The sequence below is a fragment of the Vreelandella salicampi genome (genome assembly GCF_013415105.1).
Classification (GTDB): Bacteria; Pseudomonadota; Gammaproteobacteria; order Pseudomonadales; family Halomonadaceae; genus Vreelandella; species Vreelandella salicampi.
This window is the reverse complement of record NZ_JACCDF010000008.1, coordinates 160,168-180,219: the sequence shown is the minus strand read 5'-3', so window position 1 is coordinate 180,219 and position 20,052 is coordinate 160,168. Positions and strand designations below refer to the sequence as shown.

Annotated in this window: 15 protein-coding genes; 6 read left to right on the top strand and 9 right to left on the bottom strand. The window is 59.0% G+C overall.

Going from position 1 to position 20,052, the window contains the following annotated elements:
* Window positions 1-4: 4 nt before the first annotated feature.
* The 3 genes from xdhC to xdhA are packed head-to-tail and all read right to left on the bottom strand — an operon-like array spanning window position 5 to window position 4,822.
* Window positions 5-892 (bottom strand): xanthine dehydrogenase accessory protein XdhC, encoded by an 888-nt coding sequence (gene xdhC / locus HZS81_RS10710; protein ID WP_179930546.1) that lies wholly within the window; start codon window positions 890-892, stop codon window positions 5-7.
* Complete coding sequence (gene xdhB, locus HZS81_RS10705) at window positions 889-3,366, bottom strand: xanthine dehydrogenase molybdopterin binding subunit (protein ID WP_179930545.1); 2,478 nt, start codon at window positions 3,364-3,366, stop codon at window positions 889-891. The genes xdhC and xdhB overlap by 4 nt, the downstream gene beginning before the upstream one ends.
* Window positions 3,350-4,822: a xanthine dehydrogenase small subunit gene (gene xdhA / locus HZS81_RS10700; RefSeq protein WP_179930544.1), complete on the bottom strand. Its 1,473-nt coding sequence runs from the start codon at window positions 4,820-4,822 to the stop codon at window positions 3,350-3,352. The genes xdhB and xdhA overlap by 17 nt, the downstream gene beginning before the upstream one ends.
* Before the next feature lie 96 nt (window positions 4,823-4,918).
* On the opposite strand from xdhA, the gene HZS81_RS10695 reads away from it, so the two are divergent.
* On the top strand, window positions 4,919-5,626 hold the full coding sequence (locus tag HZS81_RS10695) for a TetR/AcrR family transcriptional regulator (protein WP_179930543.1): 708 nt from the start codon (window positions 4,919-4,921) through the stop codon (window positions 5,624-5,626).
* Between the two features lie 60 nt (window positions 5,627-5,686).
* On the top strand, window positions 5,687-6,589 hold the full coding sequence (locus HZS81_RS10690; RefSeq protein WP_179930542.1) for a LysR family transcriptional regulator: 903 nt from the start codon (window positions 5,687-5,689) through the stop codon (window positions 6,587-6,589).
* Between the two features lie 63 nt (window positions 6,590-6,652).
* Here the strand turns inward: HZS81_RS10690 and HZS81_RS10685 are convergent, their stop codons facing one another.
* Complete coding sequence (locus HZS81_RS10685; RefSeq protein WP_179930541.1) at window positions 6,653-8,173, bottom strand: NCS1 family nucleobase:cation symporter-1; 1,521 nt, start codon at window positions 8,171-8,173, stop codon at window positions 6,653-6,655.
* A 539-nt stretch (window positions 8,174-8,712) separates the two neighbouring features.
* Here HZS81_RS10685 and HZS81_RS10680 point away from each other — a divergent pair.
* Genes HZS81_RS10680 through preA form a run of 4 tightly spaced genes read left to right on the top strand, consistent with a single transcriptional unit; the run spans window position 8,713 to window position 13,819 of the window.
* Entirely contained in the window at window positions 8,713-9,579 is an 867-nt protein-coding gene (locus HZS81_RS10680; RefSeq protein WP_179930540.1) for a nitrilase-related carbon-nitrogen hydrolase, read from the top strand.
* Between the two features lie 31 nt (window positions 9,580-9,610).
* Complete coding sequence (gene hydA, locus HZS81_RS10675; protein WP_179930539.1) at window positions 9,611-11,050, top strand: dihydropyrimidinase; 1,440 nt, start codon at window positions 9,611-9,613, stop codon at window positions 11,048-11,050.
* Window positions 11,051-11,108: 58 nt separating this feature from the next.
* On the top strand, window positions 11,109-12,488 hold the full coding sequence (locus tag HZS81_RS10670) for an FAD-dependent oxidoreductase (protein WP_179930567.1): 1,380 nt from the start codon (window positions 11,109-11,111) through the stop codon (window positions 12,486-12,488).
* Window positions 12,485-13,819, top strand: a complete 1,335-nt coding sequence (gene preA / locus HZS81_RS10665) for an NAD-dependent dihydropyrimidine dehydrogenase subunit PreA (protein ID WP_194249348.1) — start codon at window positions 12,485-12,487, stop codon at window positions 13,817-13,819. Before HZS81_RS10670 ends, preA begins: the two co-directional genes overlap by 4 nt.
* Window positions 13,820-13,944: 125 nt before the next feature.
* Here the strand turns inward: preA and HZS81_RS10660 are convergent, their stop codons facing one another.
* The 5 genes from HZS81_RS10660 to aptA all read right to left on the bottom strand — a co-directional run bounded on the left by HZS81_RS10660 (window position 13,945) and on the right by aptA (window position 19,894).
* On the bottom strand, window positions 13,945-14,565 hold the full coding sequence (locus tag HZS81_RS10660) for a TetR family transcriptional regulator C-terminal domain-containing protein (protein ID WP_179930538.1): 621 nt from the start codon (window positions 14,563-14,565) through the stop codon (window positions 13,945-13,947).
* Between the two features lie 118 nt (window positions 14,566-14,683).
* Window positions 14,684-15,205, bottom strand: coding sequence for a hypothetical protein (locus HZS81_RS10655; protein ID WP_179930537.1), 522 nt, complete (start codon window positions 15,203-15,205; stop codon window positions 14,684-14,686).
* 2 nt (window positions 15,206-15,207) lie between these two features.
* Window positions 15,208-16,770 carry a sodium/proline symporter gene (locus HZS81_RS10650; protein ID WP_179930536.1) on the bottom strand — a complete coding sequence of 521 codons (1,563 nt, stop codon included), beginning with the start codon at window positions 16,768-16,770 and terminating at the stop codon, window positions 15,208-15,210.
* Between the two features lie 242 nt (window positions 16,771-17,012).
* Entirely contained in the window at window positions 17,013-18,500 is a 1,488-nt protein-coding gene (locus HZS81_RS10645; RefSeq protein ID WP_179930535.1) for a CoA-acylating methylmalonate-semialdehyde dehydrogenase, read from the bottom strand.
* A 20-nt stretch (window positions 18,501-18,520) separates the two neighbouring features.
* On the bottom strand, window positions 18,521-19,894 hold the full coding sequence (aptA, locus tag HZS81_RS10640; protein ID WP_179930534.1) for an omega-aminotransferase AptA: 1,374 nt from the start codon (window positions 19,892-19,894) through the stop codon (window positions 18,521-18,523).
* Between the last annotated feature and the right edge of the window lie 158 nt (window positions 19,895-20,052).

Genomic DNA, 20,052 nt, shown 5'->3' with positions numbered 1-20,052 from the left:
GGCGTTAGGTGTCGTCAGAATGAACAGATGGGGTGGATAACAGCGGCCGTAGCGCGTCAGCGGACAAGCCGCGATGCTCGCCGTGTGCCGGGCTTGCCGCCAACGGCAAAAGCTCGGCAAGGGTGGCCAGCGCGATGGCGTAGGGGGTTTTGTCGCCGCCCTTGGTTTTATCACCATTTGGGCCACTTGCCATGCCAATGGGGCAGCGCACCTTGGCCAGCGCGGCTTCGTCATGGCCTGCGCGGATGAGCCAGCCGCGAAAGCTCGCCCATTTGCTTTGCGAGCCAATCAAGCCAATCGAAGCGCAATCGCCGCGCGCAAGCAGCGTATTGATCAGCGCGCGATCTTCGCTGTGGTCATGGGTCATCACCAGCGCATGGGCCCTAGCGGGCAGCGAGGCAACGGTGCTTTCCGCATCGAGGGTTTGGTGGCAACTTAAGCGCGGCTGCTCGTCGGCCCAGGCAGGAAAAACGGCCTCGCGGCTGTCAAACCACTGAATGCGCCAGCTCAGCGGCGCGGCAAGCTGCACGATTTCGCGCCCAACGTGGCCGGCACCAAAGAGCGCCAGCGTCGTGCCGCTACCCGGAAAGACCTCGATCAACACGTTGACAAAGCCGCCGCAGCACTGCCCACTGCGCCCGCCGAGCGAAAACGCCTCCAGCGACATTCCCGTCTCGCCCGCGGCGAGCTTTTCGCGGGCGGCAGCGATGGTCTGCCACTCAAAGGTGCCACCGCCAAGGGTATCGAACACGGCCTCTTCGGTGATCACCATGCGCGCGCCTGGCTCCCGGGGTGTGGAGCCGGCGCTGGTCACTTGGGTGGCGAGCACATGGGGCAACCCCTCGCGCTGTAGCCGGTGGAGCGCAGCGTGCCAGGTCTCGGCGGCGTTCACGGTGCCTCCTGGGGGTGACGCAGCGCCTCGGCGGCCATCAGCACGCGCTCGGGGGTGGCCGGGGTGTCCAGACGCGGTGATTCGCGGTAATCGGCGAGGCTTGCCAGCGCATCGCGCAGCGCCGACCACACCGAGATCGCCAGCATAAAGGGCGGCTCGCCCACGGCTTTGGAGCGGTAGATACTCGCCATCGAGTTGGGGTGGCCCTCCATCAGCGCGACGTTAAACACCGGCGGCAGATCGCCAAAGGTGGGGATTTTATAGGTCGCAGGCCCGGTGGAAAGCAGCTGCCCGGCGTCGTTCCACTTAAGCTCCTCGCTGGTCAGCCAACCCATGCCCTGGATAAAACCGCCCTCGACCTGGCCGATATCGATCGCCGGGTTCAGCGAATCCCCTACGTCGTGGAGGATATCCACCCGCGTGACTTGGTACTCACCGCTTAAAGTATCGACGCTGACTTCCGAGACCGCCGCGCCAAAGGCGTAATAGTAGAAGGGGTTGCCCTGGCCGACAGTGCGGTCGTAATGGATCAGCGGTGTGGCGTAGAAGCCCTTTTCCGAGAGCGACACGCGACCGAAATAGGCCGCCTGAACCAGCTCGCCCCAGGGGATGCGCTGCTCGCTCTCGCCATACCCGGCGATGAGGTAGCCATCTTCGAGGCGCATATCGTCGGTATCCGCGCTGTAATGGTCAGCGGCGAAATCAAACAGGCGGGCTTTAAGCTTCACGCTGGCATCGCGTGCCGCCTGGCCGTTAAGGTCCGCCCCGCTGGAGGCGGCGGTCGGCGAGGTATTGGGCACCTTATCGGTGCGCGTGGCGCTGATACGCACCGCGCTGAGGTCAAGGCCCAGCTCACGGGCAACCACCTGGGTGATTTTGGTGTGCAGGCCCTGGCCCATTTCGGTGCCGCCGTGGTTGATCATCACGCTGCCGTCGGTGTAGACATGCAACAGCGCCCCGGCCTGATTGAGGTGTTTGGCGGTGAACGAGATACCGAACTTCACCGGCGTCAGCGCCAAGCCCTTTTTGATCACGCCGCTTTGCGCGTTGAAAGCGGCGATTTCCTCGCGGCGCGCCCAGTAGTCGCTGCTCGCTTCCAGCTGCTCGACCAGCGTATGCAGCAAATCGGTCTGGTCCACCGGCTGGCCATAGTGGGTGATATCGCGGCGGGTCGTCTGATGGCCTTTGCGGTAAAGGTTGCGCTTGCGCACCGTGAGCGGGTCTTCGCCCAGGCGCCGGGCGATGTCGTCCAGCGCCGCTTCGATCACCATCATGCCTTGCGGGCCGCCAAAGCCACGAAAAGCGGTATTCGAGGCGGTATGGGTGCGCGCGCGGTGGCCGGTGACCCGCGCTGCGCCCAACGAGTAGGCGTTGTCGCTGTGGAACATGGCGCGGTCGACAATGGCGTCGGAAAGATCCGGCGAGTAGCCGCAATCGCCAATCACGGTAAGCTCGCCGCCCTGAATCACGCCGGTGTCATCCACGCCCAACCGGTAGCGATTATGGAACGGGTGGCGCTTGCCGGTCGCGCGCATATCCTCGCTACGCGGCAGGCGCACGCGCACGGCGCGCCCGGTGCGACGGCAGAACAGCGCGGCAATGCACGCCCAGGGCGAGGCTTGGGTCTCCTTACCGCCAAAGCCGCCGCCCATGCGGCGCACTTCCACGGTCACCGCGTGCAGGGCAATGCCCAGCACCTCGGCGACGAGCTTCTGCGTTTCGCTGGGGTGTTGGTTCGAAGTGTGAACCACCACGCCCTCGTCTTCGGTGGGCGTGACCAAGCAAGCCTGGCCTTCCAGATAAAAATGCTCCTGGCCGCCGACAAACTGCTCGCCTTCGATCACGTGCGCGGCATCCGCCAGCGCCTTTTCCCAATCGCCGCGCTGCTGCACGTGGGTGGGGCGCACGAACTCGCCGCGCTCGGCGGCGGCCACCGGGTCGAGGCTTGGCGGCTGCGCCTCCAGCGTCAGCATATCGGCGTCGAAAGCGGCCTTAACGGCCTCGCGCGCGGCGCGGTAGCTCTCGGCGGCCACGGCAAACAGCACTTGCCCGGCGTAGCTAATCTCTTCCTCGACAAAAATCGGGTCGCCGGGAAACACCGGGCCGATATCCGTGTGCCCCGGCACGTCGTCCACGCCGACGGCATCGACCACGCCGGGCAGCGCCCGAATGCGAGCCAAGTCGAGGCGGGTCAAACGCCCGTGAGCGACCTTTGAAAGCCCCAGGGCAATATGCAGCGTGTCAGCCGGCGCCTTGAGATCATCGATATAAGCGGCACGGCCGGTAACGTGCTTGATCGCGCTCTCGTGTGCCTGAGCGTGCGGGTGAACATACTGATGGGGCGGCGCCTCCACGGTATCGCGCGCCAGCGGGCCGTCGCCCTTGATGCGCCCTTCTTGCGCCTCGCGCGCAGTGGCGGAATCCTCGCCCACATCGGAGGCGGCCTGTTGGTTGAGCTTAGTGAGCGTACGCATTGAGCATCACCTCCTCGGCGGTGTCGGTGGTGGTCACCACGCGGCGCAGCCGTTCTAACAAGTTGGCGGCGGCTAACTGGCGGTAGTCGGCGCTGCCACGCACATCGCTCATGGGCGCAAAGTCATCGGCTAGCGCGGCGCGGGCCGCCGCAAAAGCGTCTGCCGTGGGCGGCTGGCCTTCCAGCGCCGCCTCAGCGTCGTATGCGCGTTTTGGCGTGGCCGCCATGCCACCGAACGCGAGCCGCACCTCGCGCAGCACGCCCGCCTCCAGGCGCCAGTGAAACGCTCCCAGCAACGCGGAAATATCGTCTTCCCGGCGTTTGGACATCTTCCACACTTTGAGATGTTGCTCAGGCGCTGGGTGAGGCAAAAAGATCGCACGGATCACTTCATCCTCGCGTAGCGCGGTTTTTTTATAGTCGAGGAAGAATTCGTCTAACGCCAGCTCACGCTCGCCCTCCGGGCCCGCCAGCAAAAGCCGCGCCTGTAGCGCGAGCAGCACCGGCGGGGTATCGCCAATCGGCGAGGCGTTGGCGATATTGCCCCCGAGCGTGCCACGGTTGCGAATCTGCGCCGAGCCCAAGCGGTGCAATAAGTGCGCAAACGCGGGGTAGTGTTGGTCCAGAAGCGGCGTCAAACGGCGATAGGTCACCGCCGCACCCATCCACCAGCCTTCGCGCCTATCGTCTAGGGTGGCGGTTTCGATACGCGAAAGCTCATCGACGCGGGTGACATCGATCACGCGGTCATAACGCGCCAGATTCTGGGTAACGTTTAGCCAGAGGTCCGTCCCGCCAGCGACCAAAGGCGCGTCTGGGAAGCGCGCCCGCTCGGCGAGCAACGCGGCCAAGGTGGCCGGTTGGAGAAAGCGCTCGCTGGGTGGTGTAACATTCGTCTGCGCCGCGCTCGTCTGTTCCGTACTCGCGTGCTCCGGCGCCTGGCGCCACCATGCATGACGCGGCGCCGGGTGCTCGCTCATGGTCAAGGCGGCGTCGCGGATCGGCCGATAGCCAGTGCAGCGACACAGGTTACCGCCAAGTGCGGCTTCTAAGCGCTCGGGGGTTAGCGGGGCGGGGGTCGCGGTTTGCGCCTCGTGGAGAGTAAACAGCGACATCACGATGCCCGGCGTGCAAAAGCCGCACTGGCTACCGTGGCAAGTCACCATCGCCGCCTGTGCTGGGTGCAGGCTATCGCCGTCGGCCAGCCCTTCGACCGTTACCAGTTGGCGGCCTTGCAGCTGATGGGCGGGCATGATGCAGGCGTTTGCACTATGGTAGTGCATTTGCCCGGCGGCATCGGCTTCACCGATGGCGACGGTACAGGCACCGCAGTCGCCAGAGGCGCAGCCCTCTTTGGTCCCCGTCTGGCCGAGCGTGTCCCGCAAGAGTTCGAGTACGCTGGTATCGGGCGTGGCTGTCGCGCGCTGTGGCCGTCCGTTAAGCAGGAAGTTGATCATGGCATTAACTCACATGTTGACCAAATGGTCAGGAACATACCCAAGCATGGGTCAGTCCGTATCGCAATGCAAGTCTCGGGCCATCAAGGAGCTGATATGACGCAACCGACGTCCGCCGTCAAAACGCCCCCACGGCGCAACGATGCCACGCGGGCACGCAACGAGCAGGCTATTCTTACCGCTGCCGAGCGCATTTTTGCCCGCCACGGCTACCGCGGCGCGAGTGTGCAGGCCATCGCCGAGGCAGCCGAGCTGCCCAAATCCAACGTGCTCTACTACATGGGCAGCAAGCAGGCGCTCTATGTGCGCCTACTCGCGCGGATGATGAAGCGCTGGAACGCGCTGCTCGACGATATCTCGGTGGAAGACGACCCCGCCGAGGTGCTGACGGCCTTCATTGAGCGCAAAATGCAGCTCTCGCGCCGCCACCCGGAGGGCTCTCGGCTATTTGCCGCAGAAATCCTCGGTGGCGCGCCCTTCTTGCAAGAGTACTTACACGGCGAGCTGCGCGAATGGGTGGAAGGCCGCGCGCGCGTTTTTGAACAATGGGCCGAACGCGGCCTGATGGACCCGGTTAACCCAGTCTGGCTGATTTTTCTGATCTGGTCCTCGACCCAGCACTACGCCGACTTCGAAGCGCAGGTGCTAGGCATCACCGGCAAGGACGCCCTCGACGACGCCGACACCGAAGAAATCACCGCCTTTCTCACCCGTGTCGTATTGAAAGGCTGCGGCGTACAATCAAGACAAAAAGCCCCCCCGGAGCGCAAAATGCCTTCGTACAGCGTTCGAAACGATGCTTAAAAAAGTAAATACATGATTCAATACCCCTACCTTCACGAAGCGAGAACGTAAGGAGCTTATTTGCCTTCTCTTGGTCAAGTGAACGATTACGACATACGTTTGATCCGTATTTTTCAGACGGTCGTGGAATGCGGTGGCTTTACGGCGGCGGAGACCACGCTGGGAATCAGCCGGTCGGCAATCAGTCAGCACATGAACGATCTGGAGGGTAGGCTCGGCTTCTCGCTCTGCCAACGCGGCCGCGGTGGTTTCAGCCTGACCGAGGAAGGCAAGGAGATCTACCAAGCGGGACTGACTCTGCTGACGGCGCTGGAAACCTTCAAAAGCGACGTCAACGCGTTGCATCAGACGATCAAGGGCGAGCTGAATATCGGCATTACCGACAACCTGGTGACCTTGCCCGCCATGCACGTTACCAACGCGCTGGCAGAGCTCAGCGCCCCGAAGCACGAGGTCACCCTGCATATCCACATGGAGCCCTCGGATGCGGTGATTCGCGGCGTGATGGATGGTCATCTACACGTCGGCGTGGTGCCTGCGGTGAACCTGCCCACCAGCCTGGATACCCAGCACCTCTACGACGAACCTTCCTATCTGTATTGCGCCGTTGGGCACCCGCTGTTTGACAGAGCAGGTGATCAGCTCACGCTTGAGGCGCTTGCCCGCCACCCGGCGATTTCACCCCGCTACCCGCTGCCGGTCGAGGCGCGCCAAGCCCACGATGCCCTGAGCCTGCGCGCCTCGGCCTCCGACCGTGAGGGTGCTGCCTTTCTTATTCTCACCGGACGTTTCATCGGGTTTCTTCCCGAACACGTAGCTGCGCAATGGGTCGCGGCCGGTAAAATGCGCGCACTGGACAGCACGCGCCAGCACTATCGCATCCCCTTTGCACTGATCTCGCGCCGTGACCGGCGGCCCAACCGCGTGGTAGAAGCCTTCCTGCAATTTATCGATACGCCCTAGGCCCCAAAACGCCAACACCCGGCACATGGCCGGGTGTTGGTCAGTAAGGCAAGCAACAACCTTCTAAGGAAGCTGTTCGCCAGGCTCCCGGTCAGCCATCGGCGCCGGCCCAACCGACGGGGCCGAGGCCAGTACCCCGCTTGCGATGTAGTATACGATCGCGCCCAGCGCCGAGCCGGTAAACCAGCCATAGTCGTAGAACCAGTACATTGTCCCCGTGGTCAGCGCAATCAAGGTCAGCGCCACCGGCACGCCAAAGGCGATAAAGCCGGCGATATTGATGGCGGGGTAGGCATGGTTATCCATATACAGGCTGGGCACATCCAGGCGCTGCTTCTTAATCAGGAAGTAATCCACGGCCATGATACCGGCGATCGGCCCAAGCAGGCTGGAATAACCCAGCAGCCAGTTGGAGTACATCTGTTCAAGCGATACCCCTGGCGGAATGATGCCCGCTTTTTGCAACAGGTCGTAGCCCATCAGCAGCACGCCCACCGCACCGGTCATCAGTACACCGCGGGTCTGATCTATATACTTAGGCGCAATATTCTGGAAATCATTGGTTGGCGAAACAATATTAGAAGCCGTGTTGGTAGAGATCGTGGCGATAATAATCAGCAGCATCGCCAGCACTACCCAGAATGGGCTATCGATATAGCCGATAAGCCGCACAGGGTCGGCCACGGTTTGACCGACAAGCGTCTCGGAGGCAGCGGTCATCACCACGCCCAACGAAGCAAAGAAAAACATCGTTAGCGGTAGGCCGATCACCTGCCCGGCAATTTGGTCTTTTTGGCTTTTGGCAAAGCGGCTGAAATCGGGAATATTCAGCGAAAGCGTGGCCCAAAAGCCCACCATGGCGGTTAACCCGGCAAAGAAGTAGCCATACACCGACGCTCCTTCAGGGCGCGAGGGTGGCTGCGCCAGCAGCTCGGTCATCGACGTATGCGGCCACGCCCACACCATCAAGCCGATACCCACTGTCAACAGTAACGGGGCGGCCAGCGTTTCAAGCCACTTGATCGATTCCGCGCCGCGAATGACCACGTAAAGATTCATTGCGCCAAACACGAAAAAGCCAACGACTTCCCCCACGCCACCCAGTGCCGCCCAGGCGGGAATCAACTCGGAAAGCAGCAAGTGAATGGCCAGGCCGCCGAACATGGTCTGGATGCCGAACCAGCCGCAGCCGACGAGCGCCCGCACCAGGCACGGTACGTTGGAGCCAAAAATACCGAACGATGAACGCAGCACAACAGGAAACGGAATCCCGAATTTAGTGCCCGGAAAAGCGTTTAGCGTTAGCGGAATCAAGACAATCACGTTGGCGAGTAATATCGCGAGTAGCGCTTCACCCACGCTCAAGCCAAAGTAGGCAGTTAACACGCCCCCCAGCGTGTAGGTCGGCACGCAAATCGCCATACCGACCCATAGCGCCGCGATATTCCACTTTGACCACGTTCGCTCGCTGGCCTGGGTCGGGGCAATATCTTCATTGAAGCGCGAGCTAGCACGCACGTCATCCCCCACATCCAACTCAATCAGCCCTTCTCGGTCTACCATTTGAGAGGTTGTTTTCGTCATTGGTCTCTCCTCAGTGTCATCCGTTTCCCAGAAAACCCTCACGGTCTGAGGTAGTTTCAAGCAATAAGCGTGCCGACTAACCCTCCCGTGACACTTAACTTATTGATCAAAAAACTGTCTTCCAGGACAAGAATTTTATTATTGTCGTCATCTTGCCAACCTATGGGCCACCGAGTACCCGGCGGACTAAAAAAGGCTAGATCAAAAAAAATATTTGCACCAACTTTAAACATCAAAACCTGTCTTTATTTTCAATATACAACCTTAACTAATTGATTAAAAATCATTAAATTAAAACCCCAAAACAGTGCGCACCCTCACCAGATTAGGGAACACACAACGCTAAAATAAAAAAATCAAATTAACTCAATGAGTTAAACAGCATCTTAAAAAAACCACCGACTAACTTGCTAAAACGCACAACCTGACGATACTTTCTTAAAAGCTGTCTCAATAGTCAGCTTTGAAAGTTGCCCGATAAAACAGAATATCAAACAAAACTCATGCTGTTGCCTAACACTAATAAGAGGGAGTGTCTGATGCAGAAGATGAAAATCGGCCTGATCCAAATGGGACTAAAAACCAGCACCGACCTGGAACCGGCGGCGATCCGCGACGCCATGAACGAGGCCCATTTACCGCTGGTGCAGCAAGCGGCTGACCAGGGCGTGCAGGTATTGTGCTTTCAGGAAGTGTTTAACCAGCCCTACTTTTGCCCCAGCCAGGACGGCAAGTGGTACGCCGCCGCCGAGCGGGTACCGGAAGGCCCTACCTGCCAGATGATGCAGAAGCTCGCCGCCGAGCACCGCATGGTGATCATCGTGCCGGTGTATGAAGAGACTGAAACCGGTGTTTACTACAACACCGCAGCGGTATTCGACGCTGACGGCAGTTACCTAGGCAAGTACCACAAAACCCATATTCCCCAAGTAGCCGGTTTTTGGGAAAAATTCTTCTTCAAGCCGGGAAAATCCAACTGGCCAGTGTTCGATACTGCCTACGGCAAAATCGGCGTGTATATCTGTTACGACCGCCACTTCCCCGAAGGCTGGCGAGCGCTGGCACTCAACGGAGCCGAGGTAATCTTCAACCCTTCCGCCACCGTTGCTGGGCTTTCCCAATACCTGTGGGAGCTTGAGCAGCCCGCCTCCGCCGCCGCCAACGGCTGCTTTATCGCCGCCATCAACCGCGTCGGTACCGAAGCGCCCTGGAATATCGGCGACTTTTACGGCTCCAGCTATATTGTCAACCCGCGCGGCAAAATCGAGGCCCAGGCCAGCGAAACCGAGGACGAGCTGCTGGTCCACGAGATCGATTTGGACATGGTGCGCGAGGTGCGCAACAACTGGCAGTTCTTCCGTGACCGTCGCCCGGAGACCTACACCCGCCTGACCGACGGCGAGTAGCCCGGCCACCTGATAAGCAAAGGAGCGAGCAATGAGCCTACTGATCAAGGGCGGCACTGTCGTCACTAATACCGATACCTACCGCGCCGATGTGCTCTGCGTAGACGGTAAAATCCACGCTATCGGCACCGATTTAGACCTGCCCGATGGCTGTGACGTCGTCGATGCCAGCGACCAGCTGGTGATGCCCGGCGGCATTGACCCGCACACCCACATGCAACTGCCCTTCATGGGCACCGTGGCCAGCGAAGACTTCTATACCGGCACCGCCGCGGCCCTGGCAGGCGGCACGACCTCGATCATCGACTTCGTGATCCCCCAGCCGGGGCAGTCGCTATTGGAAGCCTTCGAGACCTGGCAGGGCTGGGCGGAAAAAGCCGCCACCGACTTTGCCTTCCACGTGGCGATCACCTGGTGGGACGATAGCGTGCGGGAGGAAATGGGCACCCTGGTGCATGAACACGGTGTGAACAGCTTCAAGCATTTCATGGCCTACAAGGGCGCCATCATGGCCACCGACGATATTCTGGTGGAAAGCTTCTCGCGCTGTCTGGAGCTGGGTGCAGTGCCCACGGTTCATGCCGAAAACGGCGAGCTGGTCTATCACATGCAGCAAAAACTGCTCGCCCAGGGCCTCACCGGGCCGGAAGCCCACCCGCTTTCGCGCCCGCCCCAGGTGGAAGGCGAAGCCGCCAGCCGGGCGATCCGCATTGCCAGTACGCTGGGCGCGCCGATTTACCTGGTTCATGTTTCCACCAAGGACGCCGTGGATGAGATTGCCTACGCCCGCCAGCAGGGCCATCCGGTTTACGGCGAATGTCTGGCCGGCCACCTGCTGATCGACGACAGCGTCTACCAGGATACCGACTGGGGCCGCGCCGCCGCCCATGTGATGAGCCCGCCGTTCCGCCCCAAGGGCCACCAGGAAGCGCTCTGGCACGGCCTACAGTCGGGCAACCTGCAAACTACCGCCACCGACCACTGCTGTTTCTGTGCCGACCAGAAAGCCGCGGGCAAGGATGACTTCACCAAGATCCCCAACGGCACCGCCGGGGTCGAGGACCGCCTGGCCGTACTGTGGGATGAAGGCGTCAACACCGGCAAGCTGTCGCCCCAGGAGTTTGTCGCGCTGACGTCGACCAACACCGCCAAGATCTTCAACCTCTACCCCCGCAAGGGCGCCATTCAAGTGGGTGCCGACGCCGATATCGTGGTGTGGGACCCCAACGGCACGCGGACAATTTCCGCCAAGACCCACCACCAGAACGTCGACTTCAATATCTTCGAAGGCAAGACGGTACGCGGTATCGCCCGCCACACCATCAGCCACGGCAAATGGGTATGGCGAGACGGCGATCTACGCGCCGAGCGCGGCGCAGGCCGCTATCTGGAGCGTCCCGCCTACCCCGGTGTCTTCGAGCTGTTGGCCAAACGCGCCGAGCTGAATGCACCGATGGCGGTTAAGCGCTGAACAAGAAAGAACGGCCAAGACCAACAGCTGTGCCCATAACAACAGCGGAGGCTCTACTGTGACTAGCCCACTGAACCACCTACCCAGCGCAAAAGAGGTCGGCACCTTTGAGCCGGCTACGCTGGCAAGCAACTTTAGCGATCTACACCCGCCGCTGACCCATCGCCAGGCGATGATCGAAAGTCAGCGCTGTCTCTACTGCTTCGATGCGCCCTGCGTGGAGGCCTGCCCGTCGGAGATCGACATCCCGAGCTTTATTCGCCAGATTAGCGAAAACAACATCAACGGCGCGGCGGAAACCATCCTGGAAGCCAATATCCTGGGCGGCAGTTGCGCCCGGGTATGCCCAACGGAAATTCTCTGCGAGCGTAGCTGCGTGCGTAATCACGACGCCGAATGCCAGCCGGTGCTGATCGGTTTGCTACAGCGTCACGCCACCGACCATATGCAGTTCGACGACCACCCCTTCAAACGCGCCACTTCTACCGGCCGGCATGTGGCTGTGGTCGGCGCCGGCCCGGCCGGGCTCTCCTGCGCGCATCGACTGGCGATGCTCGGTCATCAGGTGACCATCTTTGAAGCCGAGCAAAAGCCCGGCGGACTGAACGAGTACGGCATCGCCCGCTACAAGATGACCGACGACTTCGCCCGTAAAGAAGTTGAGTTTCTACTCGAGATCGGCGGCATCGATATCCAGTACGGCCAGCGCCTGGGCGATAACCTGGAACTGGCCGCCCTGCATCAGCAGTACGACAGCGTATTTCTCGGCCTGGGCCTGGGCACCAGCCGCGCCTTGGGGCTAGCCGGCGATGAAGCGCCCGGCCTAATGCCCGCCGTGGACTACATCAAGACCCTGCGCCAAACCGACGATCTGGGCAGCCTTGCGGTCGCCAAACGTTGCATCGTGATTGGCGCAGGCAATACCGCCATCGACATGGCCACCCAAATGGCCCGCCTGGGCGCCACCGAGGTGACGCTGGTCTACCGCCGCGGCGTCGAGGCGATGTCCGCCACCGTCCACGAACAGGAGATTGCCAAAGCCAACGGTGTGCGCATGATCACCTGGGCGCAGCCCGACGACATCCTGCTGGACAGCCAAGGCCGGGTGGCCGGCATGCGCTTTGCCAAGACCCAGGAAAAAGCGGGGCAATTGACGGCTACCGGCGACACCTTCGAGATTGCCGCCGACGCCATCTTCAAGGCGATCGGTCAGGGCTTTGAGGGGGCAAGCCTTCGCGACGCCACTGCCGCCGAACTCGCCCGCGACGGCGAGCGCATCCAGGTGGATGACATGCTGCGCACCTCGCTGCCCAATGTTTACGCCGGGGGTGACTGTGTAAAACCCGGCCAGGATCTCACCGTTCAGGCCGTACAGCACGGGAAGCTTGCCGCCCACGCCATTCATCAGGCGCTCGTCGCCAAGCAGGAGGCCGCATGAACACCTTAAACTTTACCCCACCGGGCAAGCACGACAGCGGCGATAGCGTGGTCAACGGCGTTGATCTATCGGTCAATTTCGCCGGCATCAAAGCCCCCAACCCTTTCTGGCTGGCGTCCGCCCCGCCTACCGACAAAGCCTACAATGTGGTACGCGCCTATGAAGCGGGCTGGGGCGGCGTGGTGTGGAAAACCCTTGGCGAAGAGCCGCCCGCGGTGAACGTGTCGTCGCGCTATTCGGCCCACTACGGCAAGAACCGCGAGGTGATCGGCTTTAACAACATCGAGCTGATAACCGACCGTTCGCTGGAGGTCAATCTCGAAGAAATCACCCAGGTGAAGAAGGACTGGCCCGACCGCGCGCTGATCGTCTCCATCATGGTGCCCTGTAATGAAGAAGCCTGGGCCTATATTCTGCCGCGCGTGGAAGCCACCGGCGCGGACGGTATCGAGCTCAACCTGGGCTGTCCCCACGGCATGCCCGAACGCGGCATGGGTGCGGCGGTAGGCCAGAACCCGGACCTGATCGAGAAAGTCACCTACTGGTGCAAGAAGCACTACTCCAAACCGGTGATCGTCAAACTCACGCCTAATATCACCGATATTCGCGTGGGCGCTCAGGCAGCACTAAGGGGCGGCGCCGATGCGGTGTCGCTGATCAATACCATTAACTCGATCACCGGTATCGACCTGGACAATATGGTCGCCAAACCCACCGTCGGCCATCAAAGTACCCACGGCGGCTACTGCGGCAGCGCCGTCAAACCCATCGCCATGAACATGGTAGCGGAAATCGCCCGCGACCCGGCCACGCCAACGCTGCCCATTTCCGGCATTGGCGGCATTTCCACCTGGCGGGATGCGGCAGAGTTTATCGCCCTGGGGGCGGGAAGCGTGCAGGTGTGTACCGCGGCGATGCTCAACGGCTTTCGCATTGTGGAGGAGATGAAAGACGGGCTTTCCCGCTGGATGGCGGAAAAAGGCTACGAGTCGATTGAGGCGTTCTCGCGCAAGGCGATCCCCCAGACCACCGACTGGAAGCACCTGGATATCAACTTCAAGACCATCGCCAAGATCGACCAGGACCTGTGTATCGAGTGCGGCCGCTGCTATATCGCCTGCGAGGATACCTCCCACCAGTCGATCGCCAAGCTCACCGAAAAGGACGGCGCGCGCCGCTACGAAGTGATAGAAGAGGAGTGCGTGGGCTGCAACCTGTGCCAGATCACCTGCCCGGTGGAAAACTGCATCACCATGGTGCCCCAGGAAACCGGCAAGCCCTTCCTCGCCTGGGATGACGACCCGCGCAACCCCTTCCGGGCGGCGAGTTGACAACACCTCGTGCCTTGTACCAGTGAATAATTCCATGGTGAGTTATTCACTGGTCGGGCGGCTCACCTCATCGGCAAACCAGGGATTCAATTCCACAAGAACGAGCAGCGCTTCCGGGACAAGCACTACGCCGTCAATCCAATTCCCCTTAAGATCACTGTGGTGACTGACTGTACGGCTTTTTCGAACTGCAGTTCGTCGAGGGGTTGATCATCGTTGAGCAGGTAGATTTGATAGTCGAAGTCGGCGTAGTGCTGGGTCGAGGCCCAGATCATATAGAGCAGGTAGGAAGGTTCGACGGGGTTGATCTGGCCTGTCTCAATCCATTCGCTGATCTTGGCCTCTTTGAGCTTGGTCCATTCATAAAGGTTGTCGCGCAGGCACTCCCTGAGAATCGGCGCGCCCTGCATCACCTCGGCCGCCCACACCTTGGAGCCGTGGGCGCGGTTACGCGAGTGGTTCATCTTGGCGCGAATATAGCTGGTGAGCACCACGCGGGGGTCATCGTAGAGTTCAAAGCACAGCGCATCCTGCTTCCACACCTCCAAAAGCTCCAGCAATACATCCTGGTAAAGCGCTTTTTTGGTCGCGAAATAATAGTGAACGTTGGATTTGGGAATATCGGCCAGTTGGGCGATCTCCCCCATGGAAGCGCCTGCGTAGCCCTTTTCAGCAAACAGTTGCTCGGCCGCCTGGAGAATCTTTTTTACGTTGGTTTGCCGAATTTCGTCCTGGGTTCTCGCCACGCTGTCCTCGTCCCTTTTACGCCTGAAGTACGCACCAAAAAAAGCACCACCGCCGGGCGATGGTGCTGAGAAGATGAAGCAGTAAGTAATGCTACGTCAAATAAAACGATAGCGGTACTCAAGGCATTACATAATAACCTCCAGTAAGGCCATCAAGAAGCAGAGCCATTTCACCGTATTTGGCGTGTGAAACGTCTACTTTCCAAAGCGGTTTACGGATTAATCGTGCTGATGAGACGTGTAAAGATGTAGCTTGACGCTGTTTCAAATGATGTCGGCGGGCTTGGGTGACGTGCCGGTAAGCCTTTTGATGAAGCAAGCCGGTATCCAGCCTCGGTTGGACAAGTTCGGCATCAGCAATAGGAGCACCAAGAGGTAGCTGTTCCATCGTAATACTAGTGCCCTGGCAGCGATCAACAGCACAGTGCAACAATCCGTGCCGTAAAATCCCAAAGCGTCGCCAATGCCAGCAAAAAGCGACTACCAGATACGGAAACCCTACAGCCTGCAAGCGAGTCATCTGAAAGGCCCTATTAATCATAGCCACGCGTTTATTTACGTCATCCTGAGCAAGCCTAGCTTCCAACCAAACCTCTTCTTCCATTTCACAATTAGCAGAAACGATACCTTGATGAGACATAGCTATCGCCCTCCCGAAGAATAGCTCACACAATAAGCCTCATTTGCTAAAGCAAAATCTTGCTGGGCCTTTAATCGGTTTGGCAATGGCCTTAACTCATCAGTCTCCCTAATCGCAGTTAAAATATGTTCTGGAACAGGATGGCTGCGCTGTGTTAACAAACTAACCAAAAACATTGTCAGACTAGATAATACTAAACCGGCAAGCATTGGGTGAATTTCTGTCACACCATCAAGCTGGAAGTATTGCCAGATAAATGCCACGCCGCTCCCAACAATCATAGAAGACAACGCTCCCGGCGTATTAGCCTTTTCCCACCACACTGCGCAAACGTAGGCTGGCAGAAAAGCACTACCTAGAACAGAAGTAGTAAAAACAACCACCGCAAACACAGCTGGCGGTTCAAATAAAGCTATTAGACCGCATGCAATGCCCACCAGGAGCACAATGATTTGTGAAACACGAACCATCTGAACTTCTTTCATATTGGGGTTGATGAATCGTTCGTATAAATCACGAGCAGCGATGCTACCAGTCTGTAACAAGATAGAGTCTGCAGTTGACATGATGGCTGCCATTATAGCAGCCATGACAATGCCCACTACTGCAGAAGGAAGAAGGTTTTGAGCCAAAGCAAAAATGGCTTGTTCAGGATCGTCAAGGTCCGGCAATACTAAAATTGCCAGCACGCCTAAAATATAAGGGGCACTTACAAAAATCAGGTTCCACAGCGTGGAATAAACACCCGCACGGCGAGCATGGAACGGGTTACGCATAGCCATATGCCGTGTCACTACATGCGGCCAGCCCATATAACCAATCGAAAAAATCAATAGCGCCCCAAGTACGATCCCCCATTGACCCTCATAAGCTAAGTCACGCCCCCACACAGAAAGCAATGTTGGATCCAATGAGCCTAGTGCCTCGTTAGCTGCTGTAAAACCACCTACTTCTTGTAAAGTCGCAATCAAAATCCAGACGATACCAATGATCATCACAAAACTTTGCAACAAATCAGTATAAGCGACAGCGCCATAACCACCCATTAGGGTGTAAGCCAAAATAACAGCTACTGCAATGGCTAAAGCAGCTTCATAAGGCAGTCCAGTGACCAACTCCAAACCTTTACCACCGGCGATAAATTGCGCTAATACATAAGCGCCTAATAAAAATACGGATAGTACGGCGGCAAACAGCCTTACCCATTTGCTTGGATATCGCTTTTCTAAATATTCAATCGATGTAAGGGCACCCATTATTTGGGATAGCTTACGCATTTTTCGACCAAGCACTGAAAGATTGACTACACCACCACCAATATCACCAGCGGCATACCAAAAGCCATAATAGCCTTGTGTATAGCCCAGAGAGCCTGCTCCCAAAAACATATAGCCACTCATTGAAGTGGATTGCATTGTCATTGCCGTGACAAGCGGCCCGACATTACGACCACCTAAATAATATCCCTCCATTGAACTTGCTCCGCCGCGGCGCATAGATATAACGCCAACAGCTAACATACCCAAAAAATAGAGAAGTAAGAAAAGTAAAACGGTTAAGTCCATTAGTAGCTCCTTAATTGTTAAATTGTACTGCTAGGAGACTGGTTTATTTTATATTTCCTTTTTCAGATCGCTTCAGCCCCGGCCAATTGCGCGTTTTCCATAAAAAACCCAATGTGTACAAAACCCAAAAAATGGGCACACCTAGCACCAACCACGATGTTGAAGTCGGCAAACCAAACATAAGTTCTCTCCATCTCCTGAATAAACCGCGGACTCAGTAGAGCCCGCATCTTTTAAACTGCTTACGAAGGGAAATTAAAATCTGCATGCACTGCTTCAAACGCCGATGGCCAGCGCTGAGACACGGCTTTGCGGCGGGTATAGAAGCGCACCGAGTCAGGCCCGTAGGCGTGCAGGTCGCCGAACAGCGAGCGCTTCCAGCCACCAAAGCTGTGGTAGGCCACGGGTACCGGCAGCGGTACGTTGACCCCGACCATGCCAACTTCGATGCCATCGGTAAAGCGGCGGGCGGCTTCGCCATCGCGGGTGAACAGGCAGGTGCCGTTGCCATACTCGTGGTCGTTGATCAGTTGCATGGCGTCATCCAGGCTACCCACCCGAACAACACACAGCACCGGCCCGAAGATCTCCTCCTGGTAAATGCGCATCTCGGCGGTGACGTTATCGAACAGGCAGCCGCCGACAAAGTAACCTTCTTCATGGCCCGGCACTGTCAGCTTACGCCCATCAGCGACCAGCGTCGCGCCAGCTTTCACGCCGTCTTCGATAAAGCCCAGCACCTTATCGCGGTGCTCGGCGGTGACCAGCGGCCCCATATCCAGGCCTTTCTCGGTGCCCGGGCCCACTTTGAGGTGGGCGATTTTGGGCAGCATGGTTTCCACCAGTCGATTGGCGGTTTCGTCGCCCACACATACGGCGACCGAAATCGCCATGCAGCGCTCGCCACAGCTGCCAAATGCCGCGCCCATCAGCGTGTTGGCGGCGTTTTCCAGGTCCGCATCCGGCAGTACCACGGCATGGTTTTTCGCCCCGCCCAGTGCCTGAACACGTTTGCCAGCCGCCGAGCCACGGCTATAGATGGTCTCGGCAATCGGCGTTGAGCCAACAAACGAAATCGCTTTAACGGCTTTGGCATCCAGCAGCGTTTCTACCGCTTCGCGACCGCCGTGCACCACGTTCATCACGCCTTTGGGCAAACCTGCCTCTAACAGCAATTCCGCCACAGCGTGAGAGGCCGAAGGATCTTTCTCTGACGGCTTGAGAATAAAGGTGTTACCGCAGGCGATGGCCATGGGGTACATCCACAGCGGCACCATGGCGGGGAAGTTAAACGGGGTAATGCCCGCCACCACGCCCAATGGCTGGAAGTTGGACCATGCATCAATTCCCGGCCCGACGTTGTGGGAGTACTCGCCTTTTAAAAGCTCCGGCACGCCGCAGGCGTACTCGACGTTCTCGATGCCGCGCTTGAGCTCGCCCATGGCGTCTTCCGGGGTTTTGCCGTGCTCTTCACTGACCAGCTGCACCAGGCGGTCGGCGTTATCTTCGAGCAGCTGTTTGAAGCGATACATGACCTGGGCGCGCTTGGCGGGCGGCGTATCGCGCCAAGCGGGAAACGCCGCCTGGGCGGCGGCAATCGCGCGTTCCACGTCGGCGGCATCGGCATCCGCCACCTGGCGGATCACCTTGCCGGTGGAAGGGTTGGTCACGTCCAGCGTGCGCTGACTTTCAACCAGCTCACCGTTAATCAGGTGGGAAACAACACTCATGTTCTACTCTCCGAAATAATTTATGCCAGCGAATCTAGGGTGGTCGCCACCGCGTCGAACAGGCGCTCCAGCTCGGCTTCGGTGGTGCCAAACGGAGGGCCAAACTGCAGCGTGTCGCCGCCGTAGCGCACGTAGAAGCCTGCCTCCCAGAGCGCCATGTGCGCATCGCGAGGGCGGATCGTTGGGTCGCCGTCGCGGGGCGTTAGCTGAATCGCCCCGGCCAGGCCGTAGTTACGAATATCGACAATATGGTTACGGCCTTTCAGCGCGTGCAGCTTCTGCTCAAAGGTGGGTGCAATGGCATTCACCTGAGCGGGGAAGTTGTCACGCTCCATCATTTCAAGCGCAGCGAGCCCCGAGGCGCAGGCCACCGGGTGGGCGCTGTAGGTATAGCCGTGGGGGAATTCAACCGCGTGCTGGGGGCCGCCCGCGTGCATGAAGGTGTCGAATATCTCGCTGGAGGCGATCACCGCCCCCATGGGGATAGCGCCGTTGGTGATCTGCTTCGCCACGTTCATGATATCCGGCGTCACGCCAAAGGCTTCGGCACCGGTGGTGGCGCCGCTGCGCCCAAAGGCGGTGATCACCTCGTCGAAAATCAACAGGATATCGTGGGCGGTGCAGATCTCGCGCAGCCGATCCAGGTAGCCTTTGGGCGGCACGATCACCCCCGCCGAGCCGGACATCGGTTCGACGATAACAGCCGCGATGGTCGAGGCGTCGTGGAGCGCGATCTGATCGAGCAGCGCATCGGCGAGCTCAGCGCCGGTGTCCGCCTGGCCTTTCGTGAAGGCATGACCCGCCTGGAGCGTGTGCGGCAGGTGCGTCACGTCCATCAACGGGCCGTAATGCTTACGATTGGGGCCAATGCCGCCGAGGCTAGTGCCGCCGATATTCACCCCGTGGTAGCCCTTGGCCCGACCAATCATGCGGGTCTTCTCCGGTTTGCCTTTCAACCGCCAGTAGGCCTTGGCCATCTTGACTGAGGTGTCGGCGGCTTCCGAGCCGGAGTTGGTAAAGAAGACATGATCCAGACCGGTCGGCGTGAGGCTTGCGACCTTTTCCGCAAGCTTGAAGGCCAGCGGGTGGCCAATCTGAAAGCCGGGGGCAAAGTCGAGGCTGCCCAACTGCGCGGCCACGGCTTTCTGGATCTCTTCGCGGTTATGGCCCGCGCCGCAGGTCCAGAGGCCGGACAGCGAATCGAACAGCTTACGGCCCTGATCATCAATGTAATAGCGGCCTTCCGCACCGGTAATTACCCGCGGATTGGCGCGGAAATCGCGATTCGAGCTGAACGGCATCCAGTAATGCTGGTTAAGCTCGGTAGTGGAGGAGCGCTCTTTTGTCGCGTCCTCCGAGGCTTGCAGGGGTGTCTTGCTTTTTAGTCCAAACATGTGTCCAGCTCCATCGCTATGAGACCTAGTCTCAGCATGCACCACTGAACACGTTTATAAAATCACCCTTTTCTTTTGTTCACGTTAGCGATTATATACGCTATCTGTTATTGACCACCTACCGAATGCCACGTTGATCGCCAGATACGGGCCTATCA

What these genes read in the sequence shown, in the direction of transcription:
- xdhB (WP_179930545.1), bottom strand. Translation starts at nt 3,366, where the DNA reads ATGCGTACGCTCACTAAGCTCAACCAACAGGCCGCCTCCGATGTGGGC.
- xdhA (WP_179930544.1), bottom strand. Translation starts at nt 4,822, where the DNA reads ATGATCAACTTCCTGCTTAACGGACGGCCACAGCGCGCGACAGCCACG.
- HZS81_RS10695 (WP_179930543.1), top strand. Translation starts at nt 4,919, where the DNA reads ATGACGCAACCGACGTCCGCCGTCAAAACGCCCCCACGGCGCAACGAT.
- HZS81_RS10685 (WP_179930541.1), bottom strand. Translation starts at nt 8,173, where the DNA reads ATGACGAAAACAACCTCTCAAATGGTAGACCGAGAAGGGCTGATTGAG.
- HZS81_RS10680 (WP_179930540.1), top strand. Translation starts at nt 8,713, where the DNA reads ATGCAGAAGATGAAAATCGGCCTGATCCAAATGGGACTAAAAACCAGC.
- hydA (WP_179930539.1), top strand. Translation starts at nt 9,611, where the DNA reads ATGAGCCTACTGATCAAGGGCGGCACTGTCGTCACTAATACCGATACC.
- preA (WP_194249348.1), top strand. Translation starts at nt 12,485, where the DNA reads ATGAACACCTTAAACTTTACCCCACCGGGCAAGCACGACAGCGGCGAT.
- HZS81_RS10655 (WP_179930537.1), bottom strand. Translation starts at nt 15,205, where the DNA reads ATGTCTCATCAAGGTATCGTTTCTGCTAATTGTGAAATGGAAGAAGAG.
- HZS81_RS10650 (WP_179930536.1), bottom strand. Translation starts at nt 16,770, where the DNA reads ATGGACTTAACCGTTTTACTTTTCTTACTTCTCTATTTTTTGGGTATG.
- HZS81_RS10645 (WP_179930535.1), bottom strand. Translation starts at nt 18,500, where the DNA reads ATGAGTGTTGTTTCCCACCTGATTAACGGTGAGCTGGTTGAAAGTCAG.
- aptA (WP_179930534.1), bottom strand. Translation starts at nt 19,894, where the DNA reads ATGTTTGGACTAAAAAGCAAGACACCCCTGCAAGCCTCGGAGGACGCG.